Origin of the sequence: Nitrospira sp., assembly GCA_024998565.1 — a bacterium.
Taxonomy (GTDB): Bacteria; Nitrospirota; Nitrospiria; order Nitrospirales; family Nitrospiraceae; genus Nitrospira_A.
Window position 1 is genome coordinate 227,406 of sequence record JACOEM010000005.1, and the last position, 13,373, is coordinate 240,778.

At 60.4% G+C, this 13,373-nt stretch carries 17 protein-coding genes; 6 read left to right on the forward strand and 11 right to left on the reverse strand.

Annotated elements, in window-relative coordinates; translation table 11 throughout:
- Positions 1-79: 79 nt before the first annotated feature.
- Both H8K11_10540 and def read left to right on the forward strand, forming a co-directional pair.
- Positions 80-628, forward strand: coding sequence for an ACT domain-containing protein (locus H8K11_10540; GenBank protein MCS6264184.1), 549 nt, complete (start codon positions 80-82; stop codon positions 626-628).
- Positions 629-630: 2 nt separating this feature from the next.
- Positions 631-1,122 carry a peptide deformylase gene (gene def / locus H8K11_10545; GenBank protein ID MCS6264185.1) on the forward strand — a complete coding sequence of 164 codons (492 nt, stop codon included), beginning with the start codon at positions 631-633 and terminating at the stop codon, positions 1,120-1,122.
- A gap of 17 nt (positions 1,123-1,139) precedes the next feature.
- On the opposite strand, the gene H8K11_10550 is transcribed toward def, so the two are convergent.
- From H8K11_10550 to H8K11_10565, 4 genes are all read right to left on the reverse strand, one after another.
- Positions 1,140-1,607 carry a sel1 repeat family protein gene (locus H8K11_10550; protein ID MCS6264186.1) on the reverse strand — a complete coding sequence of 156 codons (468 nt, stop codon included), beginning with the start codon at positions 1,605-1,607 and terminating at the stop codon, positions 1,140-1,142.
- Positions 1,608-1,632: 25 nt separating this feature from the next.
- Positions 1,633-2,883, reverse strand: a complete 1,251-nt coding sequence (locus H8K11_10555; GenBank protein ID MCS6264187.1) for an FAD-dependent oxidoreductase — start codon at positions 2,881-2,883, stop codon at positions 1,633-1,635.
- Between the two features lie 65 nt (positions 2,884-2,948).
- A complete protein-coding gene (locus H8K11_10560) occupies positions 2,949-3,341 on the reverse strand; it encodes a hypothetical protein (protein MCS6264188.1) in 393 nt (130 codons plus the stop codon).
- Positions 3,342-3,399: 58 nt separating this feature from the next.
- Entirely contained in the window at positions 3,400-3,813 is a 414-nt protein-coding gene (locus H8K11_10565; protein MCS6264189.1) for a hypothetical protein, read from the reverse strand.
- 197 nt (positions 3,814-4,010) lie between these two features.
- Between H8K11_10565 and H8K11_10570 the strand changes: the two genes are divergently transcribed.
- Both H8K11_10570 and H8K11_10575 read left to right on the forward strand, forming a co-directional pair.
- Complete coding sequence (locus H8K11_10570) at positions 4,011-4,862, forward strand: rRNA pseudouridine synthase (protein MCS6264190.1); 852 nt, start codon at positions 4,011-4,013, stop codon at positions 4,860-4,862.
- A gap of 262 nt (positions 4,863-5,124) precedes the next feature.
- Entirely contained in the window at positions 5,125-5,574 is a 450-nt protein-coding gene (locus H8K11_10575; GenBank protein MCS6264191.1) for a hypothetical protein, read from the forward strand.
- Positions 5,575-5,694: 120 nt separating this feature from the next.
- Here H8K11_10575 and H8K11_10580 read toward each other — a convergent pair whose 3' ends face one another.
- The 3 genes from H8K11_10580 to H8K11_10590 all read right to left on the reverse strand — a co-directional run bounded on the left by H8K11_10580 (position 5,695) and on the right by H8K11_10590 (position 7,785).
- Positions 5,695-6,114, reverse strand: a complete 420-nt coding sequence (locus H8K11_10580) for a hypothetical protein (protein ID MCS6264192.1) — start codon at positions 6,112-6,114, stop codon at positions 5,695-5,697.
- 188 nt (positions 6,115-6,302) lie between these two features.
- Complete coding sequence (locus H8K11_10585; GenBank protein MCS6264193.1) at positions 6,303-7,205, reverse strand: alpha/beta hydrolase; 903 nt, start codon at positions 7,203-7,205, stop codon at positions 6,303-6,305.
- Positions 7,206-7,476: 271 nt separating this feature from the next.
- Positions 7,477-7,785: a hypothetical protein gene (locus H8K11_10590; GenBank protein ID MCS6264194.1), complete on the reverse strand. Its 309-nt coding sequence runs from the start codon at positions 7,783-7,785 to the stop codon at positions 7,477-7,479.
- A gap of 452 nt (positions 7,786-8,237) precedes the next feature.
- Between H8K11_10590 and H8K11_10595 the strand changes: the two genes are divergently transcribed.
- Positions 8,238-9,557 (forward strand): GAF domain-containing sensor histidine kinase, encoded by a 1,320-nt coding sequence (locus tag H8K11_10595; GenBank protein MCS6264195.1) that lies wholly within the window; start codon positions 8,238-8,240, stop codon positions 9,555-9,557.
- 30 nt (positions 9,558-9,587) lie between these two features.
- Here the strand turns inward: H8K11_10595 and H8K11_10600 are convergent, their stop codons facing one another.
- From H8K11_10600 to H8K11_10615, 4 genes are all read right to left on the reverse strand, one after another.
- Positions 9,588-10,235, reverse strand: a complete 648-nt coding sequence (locus tag H8K11_10600) for a DUF3365 domain-containing protein (protein MCS6264196.1) — start codon at positions 10,233-10,235, stop codon at positions 9,588-9,590.
- Positions 10,236-10,357: 122 nt separating this feature from the next.
- Complete coding sequence (locus tag H8K11_10605; GenBank protein MCS6264197.1) at positions 10,358-11,086, reverse strand: MBL fold metallo-hydrolase; 729 nt, start codon at positions 11,084-11,086, stop codon at positions 10,358-10,360.
- 245 nt (positions 11,087-11,331) lie between these two features.
- On the reverse strand, positions 11,332-12,051 hold the full coding sequence (locus H8K11_10610; GenBank protein ID MCS6264198.1) for a DUF3313 domain-containing protein: 720 nt from the start codon (positions 12,049-12,051) through the stop codon (positions 11,332-11,334).
- Positions 12,052-12,082: 31 nt separating this feature from the next.
- On the reverse strand, positions 12,083-12,427 hold the full coding sequence (locus tag H8K11_10615) for a nucleotide pyrophosphohydrolase (GenBank protein MCS6264199.1): 345 nt from the start codon (positions 12,425-12,427) through the stop codon (positions 12,083-12,085).
- A gap of 390 nt (positions 12,428-12,817) precedes the next feature.
- Here H8K11_10615 and H8K11_10620 point away from each other — a divergent pair, with 390 nt between their 5' ends.
- Positions 12,818-13,366 carry a hypothetical protein gene (locus H8K11_10620; protein MCS6264200.1) on the forward strand — a complete coding sequence of 183 codons (549 nt, stop codon included), beginning with the start codon at positions 12,818-12,820 and terminating at the stop codon, positions 13,364-13,366.
- Positions 13,367-13,373 lie beyond the last annotated feature (7 nt).

A 13,373-nucleotide genomic window follows, 5' to 3' on the forward strand; every position in this document is an offset into this window, starting at 1 on the left:
CGGCCGGCGCTTGCTAATCTTCCACAATTGCAGCATTCTACGCGCAACCTGTTCCTTGCTTGCGACCCACGAGATGCCGATGGACCATTTCGCGATCATCACCGCCTTCGGACAAGACCGCCCCGGTATCGTCGCCTTGATGGCCGATAGCCTCTACCAGCTCGGCTGTAATATCGAAGACACCTGCATGACCCGGCTACGCGGCGAGTTCACCATGATGCTCATGGTGCGCCTGCCGGAAGGCATCGCCGCCGAAGATCTTGGCCAACGCCTGACGCCCTATACGACGCCACTGGACCTTGCCGTCTTATGCAGAGCGATGCCGGACCAGGCAGCCACCAGACAGACAGCCCTGGAAACCCCGACGTTCATGTTGTCGGTTTACGGGGCCGACCATCCGGGCATCGTGGCGCAAGTGGCCCGCACCGTCGCCCAGCACCAAGGCAACATTACCGACATGAATACCCGCGTGGTCGGATCGGGAGAGCGTCCCATCTATGTCATGGTCCTGGAGGTTCAATTGCAGGAAGCCGGGCAAGCCGACCAGCTCAGACAGGCCCTGGAACAATTGAAGCCGCTGCTGGGCGTCGATCTGACGTTCCGACCGCTTGAAAGTGTCACCTTCTGATCGTGGCTATCCGTCCGATTCTGCAGTATCCCCACCAGGCACTCAAATCCGCGAACGCCCCCGTCGTCCCCTCCGATCCCGCCGTGCAAGCGGTGGTTCAAGATATGCTGGATACGCTCGCCGCGTCACCCGGTGTCGCACTGGCAGCGCCCCAGATCGGACAGGCGGTGCAGGTGATCGTCGTCGATGTGTCGCGTAAGAAAGGCGAGCGGGGCCATGGATTGGTCGTGCTGTTGAACCCGGTCATTCTCTCGCTGGAAGGAAAAAAGACCGTGCGGGAAGGCTGCCTGAGCGTGCCGGACTATACGGGGAATGTGCTGCGCTACGAAGAGGCGCTGGTGGAGGGGGTGACGCCGGACGGACGGGTCGTCACGGTGAGTGCGTCAGGATTCGAAGCGCTCGCCTTTCAGCATGAAGTGGACCATCTGAACGGCCTGCTCTTCCTCGACCGCATCCAGTCGCTCAGCACCGATCTCTTCAGACGAAAAAAATAACGTCCGACACCGACGAATTATTTTCTCGGCCGCCATCCCTTGAGACGTGCCGCAATGGCTTCATGTTGTTCGGCGGTGAGCATCGCGGCCAATGCGTCACGGCGGAGTCTGGCACGGCTGCTGTCCTGACGACTCGCGAGGGAATACCAGAAGAACGCCTCCAGCACATCTTGCGTCACCCCCTGCCCCTGCTCATACAACATGCCCATGTCCCGTTGCGCCAAGACGTGGCCCTGGTCGGCCGCCAGCTGCAGCCACCGCACCGCCTCGGCCTCATCGGTTTCCCCGAGACTGCCCGTGAGCAAGGCCTGCCCCAACATCCATTGCGCGTTCGCATCGCCCTGGCCGGCGAGCGCCTGCAGCTGATGCTGGGAGGACGGGTCGGCCAAGGCCGACGATACCGGACAGGACAACAGCACCATCATCGCCGCCGACAGCCATCGCCATCCGAAATGATTCGTGACCGGCACTCTCCGTCCGCTCAAGCCCGTCTCCCGTCTGCGAGTCTATTCAATGGTCGGCCAACAACGCCTCGGCGGCTTTTCGCCCGGACAGCAGCGCCCCATCCAACGTCCCGGTCTCGCAATAGTCACCGCATTGATACAACCCCGGTCTCACGCGCGGCGACGCGTTCGACGCCTGCGCCGTGAGCCCCTCAATCGGCGGCAGCGCTCTCTTGATGTGATCGGTCCGCAAATGTCGCCAGGCACTCACCTCCTCACCGAACCACTCGCGCAACTGTCGGCGCACTGCCTGTTGGAGATCATCGCCGGCGTGCGAAGGCTGCCGAGACAAACTGACCGAAACCAGCGCCCGTCCCGAGGGCGCATAACCGGAGGCGACCTCACTCAAGACACAGGCGGTGCCGACCGGCCCCTGACCCTCTCCGTTTAGCATCAACCAGGGCCCGCGGACCGGTGGAGCGGGCGCGTCGAAATACAGGCAGATCGCATCGCGTCCGGGCGCAGCGGGCCAGCTCTCGCCGCGTAACCTGGCAGCGGTGGCATCATCCGTGGCCAGGACCAGCGCATCGGCCGCGAGTCGTTCACCGGACGCCAGCACCACGGCGGCGCCGCCCAGGTGACTGACCGCGGCGTTCAAGCGGATCGACTCCGTTGGAAGAGTCGCGGCCAGCTGACTCGCAATCGCGCCCATGCCCTGTTGCGGCAGCGCGATGTCGCCGCGAGAAAACGCCGCCCAGACCCATTCAAACAGCCGGCAGGGCGTGGACAACGTCTCATCCAGAAACACGCCACTCAGAAACGGCTGGAAAAACCGCTGCTGCATGGCGGGAGAAAACCCATAGGTCTGCAAGACCTCCAGCATGGTGCGCTCGCCTCCGCCCGCCTGCCCGCAAAGCCGTCGTTGCAATGCATCCCGGCGGAGCCGGAGCACCTTAAGCTTGTCACTGAACGAGCCGATCGGGCTGGCCATCGTGGAGAAACAATCCTGCGGGCGGCGAAACGGGTCGCTGATTCGATGAAAACCTCCGGCATATCGCACCATCGCGCCGGGGTAAAACGGTTGGAGTTGCAGCGCCGCATAGTCCAACATCTTCCGGGCTTCTGGATACCCGGTCAGAAACACCTGAAACCCTCGATCGAGTTGGAATCCCTCTACCCGATCGGTCCTCACCCGCCCGCCCACGGCATCGGATGCCTCAAGCAGGCTACAGGCGAGTCCGGTCTTCGACAGATGTCGCGCACAAGCCAAGCCGGCGACACCGGCTCCGATGATGATGACACGAGGGGTAGAAGACATGACGGGCGGCATTCTAAACGCAGGTAGAACCAGACTCCAGTTTCATTAGGACGATTCTCAGCCTGTTACACCTTCTTACAGGCGATTTTCAACTCTGCCTCCCCGTCACTCCCGGCTGTCACCCGCGACCATTCCCTGGTTCCTTTCCCTGACTGCAACGGACGGCCCTTGCCCATCTGTGTCGCATAGTACCTGGTCTGCAGGGGACGGCTCTTGTGAGCGAGACAATCGATCTGCTTCTTAATACGCACGGAGCGATACGTCCCCTGCGGAATCTGCCGATCCACTTTGAAATCCTTCAGGGTCCAAAGCGTCACGGTCTTGCCGGTCGGACCGATGGTGGCCACGTCCACGTACCCGTCGTACTTGTGCGTGCCGCCGATCAGAATCCACTCCGCAGATGCCACGCTCCAAAAGAGCAGCGTTGAGACCATCACCAGCATCACGCATTTCATCATGTTTGCCCCATCACCAGCGTTCCAGGTTCACGTGTCAGAGACTTCGGATCCTCTTGTGCTAATACCCTCGCCCGCTGCTCCCGCCTCGCCCCATGCGATCAAAGGGAAGCGCGTCATACCGCTTCTTCACATCCGGGTGCTGAGCAAGATACCCTTTGACGGCGGCCTCATCGGCGAATATGTCTTTGCTTCGTTGGCGATAGGTTTCAATCGTGAGATCGTATTTGGCCAGGAGCGGCTCGAGCTTGGCATTGATCTCCGCCGTCATTTCCTCCATCCGCTCGGGCGACGGACGCTGCCCCTCTCCATAACGATCCCACCCCTGAAAGTAGCTGGTCATCAGCTCGCCGACCTCGACCCGCGCGTTCACAAACTTCTCCAACTCCGCCGGCTCGGCAGCCCAGCCGGCTCCGCCGCACAGGACCATCGCCGACAGGATGCCGCTCATCAGACGCACCGGATTGATCACCATGGTGTCCTCTCAGAGAGTGGTCCGTCTCTCGCCGCAAAGCCGCATCCATCATACCATCACAGCCATGCGACATACATCCAACTGATCACCGCCCCCACATCGATCAGGAGCCATCCGCTTCTCTTTCAGATCTCGTCAGTGTACAGTCCCCCCATGCAACGGCATCCCGACGCGGCCCTCCGCTTGACCCGACGAGCATGACCGGTAAACCACGATCCACACAACGAGACGCGATCCCTCGGGGCAAGGCTGTTCCCGCCGGCCGAAAGCCGGCGCAGAGCCAGCCCCGCGCCAATGCAAGCAGCGCGAAACGTGTGACGCTGGATCGCCTGCTCTCCAAACTCGGCATTGCCAGCCGGAGCCAGGCGCAGGAATGGATCAGGGCCGGACGAGTCCGCATCAATCAACGCCTGGTACGCATGCCGGACACCTGGATCGACTGGCCCGGCGATGCCGTCACACTCGACGATCGACCGATCCAGCAGCGCCCTCCGCAATTCATTCTCCTCCATAAACCCAAAGGTGTAGTCACGACCCATCAGGACGAGAAGGGTCGAAAGACCATCTTCGATGTACTTCCTCCTGAGTTGAAAAGCCTGCACGCAGTCGGTCGCTTGGATCAGGCGACGAGTGGTCTCCTCTTGCTCACCAACGACTCGACGCTCTCCAGCTTCCTGACCGATCCGAAACAGCAGGTGCCGCGCCTCTATCTCGTCACGGTGCGTGGTGAGGTCTCGGACGAGACAGGCCGGGCCGCGCTCGACGGGGTAGACGATCAGGGCGAGCGCTTGCACTGCGCCGCCGTCACCATCCAGAAACGCTCAGGCCGGGAATCCCATCTGGCCGTCACGTTGACCGAAGGCAAGAATCGTGAGATCCGGCGGCTCTTCAAGGCGCTGGGACATGAGGTAACCAGATTGAGGCGGATTCAATACGGCCCCTTCACCCTCGGCGATCTCCAACCGGGCGCCTGGCGAGAACTCCCGATCGACGCAGCCAGGGCGCAACTCCGGTTGCCGTCATTCAAGCCAGGGCGGACCACTCACTGAAAAGTGGGCGTCATCGCTGATTCCCTACGCTGTTTCCCTCAGGCCCGCCGTCTCCCGGCCGGAGCGAGTGAAAGAACTTGCCAACCTGCTTGCCTGTGCTATGGTGAATACAGCAGACGAAATTCCGGAGCGTGACAGACCGCATCGTCGCAAGAGTTACCCCCAGCTGTAGTCCACCACCAACAAGACTCGCAGCCACCCGATCACAGGGGAATGGTAGATCTGCGATCGCAGGCGGTCTCAATAGAGGAGCACGAGAGCAATGACCCAACTGACAAAGCGATTGGCAACCGTGGCCACCATGCTGGCGTTCGTCGCGAGCGTCGCCGGACCGGCGATGACCGCCGCGGCCACCCCGGAAAAGACACCGGTCGAGATCAAGGTTCGAGTCAGTGAAAAGGGGTTCCTGGATGAGAAGGGCCGACCCTACGGGGCGAAGCGCGCCCTGCAGGTGCCGAAAGATACGATGGTGAAGATCACCTTCGTCTTCGGTGAAGACATGACCAGCCTGGCCGTGGGAGACACGCACCAGATCACGATCCGCGCCGAAGACGGCTGGAAGCAGGAGACCGGCTCAGTCTGGGTCATGAACCGGGAATCGAGCGTGAGTTTTCTCGCCGGAGAAAAGAACCGAACCCAATATCGCGCCTACTGCATCCTCGACTGCATCGGCATGGAGCATCTCACCAACCTGCTGATCCAAGTCGTCTAACGAGACCGGTCGACCAGCCCGTGCGGCAATCCGCGGGGACATGAAAACGCTCGGCGTATGATGTCATACACCGAGCGTTTCTCTTTGTGTGCGAGCGGTCAGGCGAGAGTTGCCCGCCTGCTAGTAGCCTCGTCCGGTGCTGCCTCCTCCACCCCCACTCATCCGATTCAACGGGAGCGCCTCGTACCGGGTCTTCAGATCCGGATGCTGGGCGAGATATCCTTTCACCGCCGCGTCATCGGCGAATACGTCTTTGCTGCGCGCGCGGTAGTCCTCCAGCGTCAATCCATGCTTGGACAACAACGTGGTCAGTTTCGCGTTGATGTCGTCGCCCATCTCTTTCATTTTCTCCGGCGACGGCCGCTGACCCGATCCATACGACTCCCCACCCTTGAAATAATTCGTCATCATTTCGCCGATCTCGATGCGGGCGTTCACAAATTTCTCCACATCGGCCGGTTCCGCCGCTAGGCCATTCCCTGCGAACAGCACGAGGCCCAATGAGGCCGTAATAAAGAGACGTGTCGAAAGCGTTGTCATGATGTCCTCTCAGATGGTGAATGAAGATCCGGTCGAGCAACCATCGTCATCATACCATTCTTGCCGCCAGTTTCGAACGGAGGATTGAGCCTAGAGGTCGAGCAGGCGAACCAAATGGGCCAGAATGAGCGGACCCGCACAGACGGAGCCTCCGCTGGTCGGTTGCCTACAGCGAAACGTGCGCGATGTTACCGCGGCAGGCCTTTCAGAAAATTTCCCAGCACGGTGCGAAACTGGTCGGGGTCTTCGGCCATCATGAAATGGCCGGTATCGAATTCGACGACCTTCGCGCCGGGGATTTGCGCCTGAATGCCCTTGGCGATAGTCGGCGTGGCCACTCCGTCTTTTGCTCCGACCATAATCAGGGTCGGCACGGTGATGCGGCTGAGCTGTCCATGCACGTTGAATTGCGACATGGAAGTCAGCGCCTCCCGGATCACCGTGGCATTCCAGGTGGGGATCCGCTCAAGCAAGGGCCTGTAGGTATGAGCCGGCGCATCGGGAGGAAAACTTTCGACGATCATGTTCTTCGACACCTCCCGATAATCACGCGGCGCGCCGATGGTCGGAATGTCGTCGTCGAGAATCATCGCTCCGTCGGTTGTGGACACCAGGACCAGCGCCCGTACCCGCTCAGGATGATCCAGCGCGAGGCGCTGCAGAATCATCCCGCCCATGGACACGCCCACCCACACCGCACGGTCGATCTTGAGCGTATCGGCCAGGGTAATGAGATCCTTCGAAAACTGCTCGATCGTGAACCCGCCCGGCGGTTTCTCCGAATCGCCGTATCCACGCAGGTCCACCGCAATACCTCGGAAATCAGGCGAAAAGGCACTCACATATTGGGGAAAGATATTGCTGGTCGTCACCACGCCGTGGACAAAGATAATCGGATCGCCGCTGCCTGCCTCCAGCACGCTGAGGGTCAAGCCGTTGAGATCGATCATATGGCGTTGGAACAGATGGCCCGGGGGCATGGACTCGGCCAAGGCCTGCTGGGTGCGATTGTTACGAGCGGGCTGAGTGGGGTCCGCACAGCCGGACGCGCCGAGAACACTCAACGTGAGCAGGATCGTCATCAGCCGCATGCAACTCCCCTTTCTGCAGAGGTCACTGAATCTCCATGCAGCCTAAGCTGTCAGGCGAGCAGATGCAATGCTGAGCTGCCACCCGGTATTCTCCCTCCCACACAATTTCTTGGACTCTTCGAATTGATGATTCCCGGCACTGAGTGGCTGCCCTGCGCACAGGAACACAGGAATGCCATCCGGCCCATCGTCGGGCCCCTCAGATCGACGGCCGATAGCGCCGCGCTGGTGGGTCACGCAGACAACATGCCGACCGCGCGATCATCCGAACTTACTTGATCCGCGAGACAACCGCCCGGACCGGCGCCCATTCGATCTGCGGCTGCAGAGTGAACAGGACCTGCGCAAGACCCCGATACGCCGCCTCCAGTTCACGACAGCGCTCGACGAATCGACCGGAGGCCAGTCGAGGGAAATAGTCGCGGTGACGCTCGTAGAACAGCGCTCGCCGTCTCCAGCGATCGGCATTGACCCTGAACAACCGGGCAGCCAACCCGGAGGGACCGGTGAGTGCCAACCAGTGCCGGTTCCGTCTGAGCGGACGTTCAGCCATTGAGGTGGATGTGGTCACTGCTTTCATCGTTTCTCCTCCTTGTCTTTCGCCTGTGTCATCGCTTCGAACGACGTGACAGAGGCGGCTGTGATGACACCAGTCCCGGATTACCCCTCGCCTACTGTAGTCCCGCTACATGAGGAGATGATTAGTGCAGCATGAGAAAGACTTCATACAAGCACAGCGGGCCGGGGCCTCCGCCGCAGTAGCTCCACAATTCCGGGATTCGAAATCCTATAGGTCTATCCCTGCTGACGGCCCAGTCTCTACGGACGTGGCTGTGACAGATCCCGCGCCTGCGCTCAAACAGGGCGCAGGTCCACTGCCTGCCGCGACTGTGGGAACAAAGGCAGGCGATGGCGGATTTAGCGACAATCTCCCCGTGAAAGTCTTTCCGGACACGATCATAATGACGGTAGCGTGTGCTCCAATCCGATAGGTTCACACACTAGATGCAGGGATCCGCACAGGGAGGGAACATGGCTGAAGACCAGAGCGTTGACCTTGAAGCCTGCCTGGCTCAAGCGCGGCAGTCAGAACGTCGGCTTCGTGCACAATACGCAGTCACCCGTGTGCTGGCCGAGTCCTCAACCCTGAAAGACGCAGGCCGGGAAATCCTTCGGGCCATCGGTGAAAGCCTGGACTGGGAATTGGGCATGTTTTGGGCCGTGGACAAGCAGGCTGAGTTGCTGCGTTTCGTAGACTTGTGGCATGCGCCGCAGGTGGAGGCATCCGAGTTCATACAGGACAGCCGGGAACGGACCTTTCAACGGGGTGTGGGGCTTATCGGTCGAACCTGGGAAAGCGGAACGCCTATTTGGATTCCTGATGTGAGCGGCGACCCCCATTTCCGCCGGGCCTCAATCGCGGCTCATGTCGGACTGCATGGAGGATTTGCCTTTCCAGTCCGGAAGGGCGAACGCATTGACGGAGTCATTGAATTTTTCAGCCACCAGATCCGCAAGCCGGATCAGGATATTCTCGACATGGTGGCCGACATCGGCATCAAAGTCGGCCAGTTTGTGGACCGCGAGCAGACAGCGGAAGCGCTGCGCCAAGCGGAGGCCCTGGCCGACGTGGCGAGACTGCTGGGAGACATCGGCCACGATATCAAGAATATGTTGATGCCGATCATGAGCGGGGCGGCGCTGCTGGAGGAAGAACTCGACGAGTGTTATCACCGCCTACCGGAGAGTGTCACCGGCAATCTGAAGCACAGTCGGGATCTGACCAAGGAACTCCTGGATATGATCCGGAATGGGTCCCGCCGCATTCAGGACCGGGTCAGGGAGATGGCGGAATCGGTCAAAGGCCTCACTCGGCTGCCGGAATTTGCGCCCTGCCGACTCGCGGAGGTGGTCGCCGGCGTGTACGCAGCGCTCAGGATCCTGGCCGATCAACGTAAGGTCGCGCTGCGCGTGGATGGACTCGATACCCTCCCCGTGATTCAGGCTGACGAGAGCCGGCTGTTCAATGCGATCTATAATCTCGTCAACAACGCGATTCCGGAAGTGTCACCCGGCGGATCCGTCACGCTGCGTGGCCGTACGGATCAGGCGGGAAGGAGCATCCTGGTGTCAGTCATCGATACCGGTAGGGGCATGCCAGCAGAAGTCCTCAAGAGCCTCTTCACGTACAGCGCCATCAGCCGAAAGGTCGGCGGGACAGGGCTGGGGACAAAGATTGTGAAAGATGTCGTCGATGCCCATGGAGGCAGCATCACCGTTGAGAGCGAGCCAGGCGTCGGCACCTCGTTTCACATCACGCTTCCCCTTGAGGGACCACCGCCTCGCTCGTAGAAGTCTCCGAAGAACCGCCTGATCAGCCCGTCATCGCACCCAGGGCGGTGTAATCGTCGGCGGAGGCGGAGGCCCTTCGAGTAGTCCCGGCGCTCGCTTAGGAGGTTCCGGAGGGAGGGCCTGACCTTCCCCTTCGACCCTGCGCTTAAGCCGGACCACCAGGGCGCCCATCACATCCCATTGCTGAAAGTTTTTGCGCACCGCACGGGGATGCTGATTGTGACAATCGACGCAGGACCGCACCAGCGCCAAATCCACCGACACCGCCTTGAATTCCTCGCCGTCCACGAATCCGATGACCCCGCGTTGTCGATCCTTCTCCAACTGAAGTAACGCCGTCATCTCCGCGTCCGTACGGGGGCGGTTTGCCGGATTCAGCGGCGTTAAACTAATCAGGCCGATCTCCAATCCCTCCACTTGCTCGGCCGCTTCCTTGACGAACTGGGCGGGAAGCGGGAGGAAATGAGCATCGGTTTTCCAATCCTCGCGCGGCGAGAGCCCCGCGTCTCGCGCATGTTCGACGACGTGGAGCACGTAGGCGGTACGAAACGCTCTGACAATATTGAGGATGTACCCGGCCGTCTGATCAAAGGAGGGTTCGGCCCTGATCACACCCCACCCGGGTATGGTCAGGCAACCGGCCAGGCTGAACGCGATGACGGCGTGACGTATGCGCATAACACCTCGCAACGGATCGTTTCGGAAGCGGCAGAAATGCAGCAGGAACGCGAGGAGCCTAGCCGATTGAAACTCCACCGGTCAACCAGCGGGTGCCCCCTCTGCTTACCCACCTCACCGTGTCAGGCAGCGCCCAACACCTCTCGAAAGACCGTGGCCAAATCACGCAGCGCTTGCCCGCCGTCGCCGACGTACACCGAGCCGTGCATGGTCGCCAGAGTCCTGGGCTGCAGCGCCGCCAGCCTATTGATGGTGGAATCCGTCAACGTGCAATAGGGCATGTAGTTCGCCAGCGGCCCCTGCTGATATTCCATGAGTACGTCCCGACAACGACCAACCACGTCCGAATGCGTCACCGGTTCGCCATTGCCGGCTTGATGCAGGAGATCGGAGCAGAGGAGCGTCCGCTGCGTCTCCTCAAACATGTGCCCCGCTTCCCAGCAATGGGGCACATGTGGCGTGGCCAGGAAGCGAAACCGGTATTTGCCGGTCTGGAGCACCTCGTTATCCGCCATGCCCTTCGCCGGTCGAAGCGCGAGACAATCATCCACACTCACGAGTTTACCCACCACACTGCAGACGGCCTCGGACTGCGGGGCGAGTTGCTGCCACTCCGAAAGCGACCCGCACTCGTCGGCCTCGAAATGGCTGAACCCGATCCAACGCAACGTCCGGACATCGATCAACGACGCCACCGCCTCCTTCACCGCCGGGAACAACATGCGCGGGCCGGTGTGATACAGGAGCGGCTGGGCATCCCGGACGAGAAACTGGCTGAATTGCAGGTTGAACGGTTCGAGGAAGGTGGTGATGCGGAACAGGTCTGGAGCAACTTCGGTGATCTGTGCCATAACGCCTCCACACAAGATGAGGCAGGCATGGTACCTGGTCGGCTAAGGCGCTTCAACTGAGCGAAATATTTGAAGACAGCCGACCGGACGGATGCGTCAAGAAGACTCTCGCCTCGCTTGTGTCACCTCCATACCCTCTCAACCATGCGTTACCTGGCCGCGTTCCTCGGTCTCCCACTGAACTCCCGCTGGTCGCTCAAGGCCAAAAGGATCTCTATCGGTGAGAAGAGATCGAACAGATCCACCTACGAGCCGGGCGAGACACAGTTGGGTTGCTTGCGCAACTGACACAAGCGAAAGCGGGTCAACTGCGACCAGTACTTCAAGGCGCCGTGCACGTCGTTCCAGGAATCGAAGACCTCCGCGTCGAGAAAGCGCCCGCCGACCCGCCGATCCACGGCGGCTGCGAGAATCTCCCCAGACTCCGCATCCATGAGTTTGCCCTCGATGGAGGCCGCGCCTTTGAACAACGGTTTTCCGGTGGTGAGCGTTTTAATGGTCGAGGCGACGAAGGCGACGTTAAACGGCGCCGGCACACTCGAGACGATATCCAAGGCGGGATAGGATTGTTCGGTATCGGTGAGCGCGGCCTGCATCCGAAACGTCTTGGGACCCGGTTCGCTCACCATCGCATAATCCTGGGCGAGTTCCTGATACAGGAGCGCATAGAAAGAATCAGCGATCACCTGGGCCTCCTTCGGATCGAGCCCATCGACCTTGGAGTCTTTCCCCCGCCAAATCATGACCGGATCTAAGAGAATCTTGCTGTACGCGGCCTTCGCCGGCCAATCGATTGCCGGATTGCGATACACCAGGAGCGCTTCGTCGCCCTTACCCTCGCGCATCTGCGCATAGAGGTCCTGCAGAAATCCGGACGGCTCCACCGAGCGGGCATGCCTGGTCGCCCCGCAGCCGGCGAACGCGACCGAGACCGCCACGGACAACAAGACAGATTGCCACATCATGAGACCTCCCTGGAACAGGCGTGAGGCTCGATCACTCATCATACTTCCGGGCATTGCCATAGGACTTCTCGACCGGGTACTTGGCGTCGTTCTTCTTGAGTTTCGCCAGCACCGCGGCGTTCACATCTAAACCGAGATCATGACACAGGTAAGAGAGCAGGATCACGACATCGGCAATTTCATCCTCCACCCGAACCCGTGCCGGGCTTTCCAGCAAACGCGCCACCTCGTCATGCGATTTCCACTGAAAGACCTCCAGCAACTCGCTCGCCTCAACGGCGATAGCCGCCGCCAGTTCCTTGGGCTTGTGAAACTGTTCCCAATCCCGCTTCCGTCGAAATTCGAGCACCGCCGCTTTCACGCTGTCGTTCAACATCGAGGCCCTCTCTCTTTGTTTGGGGTCAGGTCTTGCAATCACACAAATTACTCTTTCCTTACGGCCGCCGCAGCCGGCGCGTTTCTCGTCGAACTACGCTGGAATCCTGCAATCGAATTGTCCGTTCTCTGCCCGCCCTTGTCCTGCCTGGTTGCAAATTCCGGGGCACGGAGAAATCCAGACAGAGGAACTGGATTACCGGCGAGTGTACGGCCTCGTCAGGAATCATTGCCAGACCTGACTCACTCCAAGCGTGATGCCTGATAGAACGGCCGGCAACACGATTGAAAAATAGGAGCGAGTGGCGTACAGGATGAGGCAGGAATGGACAGGCTGCGGCAACTCTTCAAGAGCCAGGTGGTTTCGGCACGGCTTGCAGGAGATCCGATCATGACCCTACGACTTGTGCTCGCGTTCTGTGCGCTCGTGTTGTTTGGCACGCCGGTCTACGCGCAGAGCCCCTGTTCCGATTGTTTCAACGCCGCACAAGTTGAGGCGAGAAAATGCCTCGATAATGCCATTAGTGCAGGCGATAGGAACGATTGTCTGGAGACTCGGCAAACCCGAACCAAGGCCTGCAGCGACAATCAATGTCGGGAGGACAGAGAGGAAGTGACGACCACGGAGTCGCAACCGACGCGCAGTCGGCCAGGCGTCACGCCGTACACACCCACGGAAGGCGAGTGGCTGGCATTACTCATGCGAGCCGGACTGAGACGGGAGGCCACTCCCGACCATCCCTATTCGCTCGACATTGTACTCGCCGATCCGCAAACGCTCCAAATTGTCGTGCGACATGCGTCCACGTTGGACCGGACCAGGCTGAACAAAGCCATCGAGGCCGCACGGGAAGCGATCAGAAGCACGGCCAGAAGTTATGGATGGGACAAATGGGTCAAGATCCGGGAGACGGTCGAGGTATATCCCGCCAAGAAATGAGCCTCCC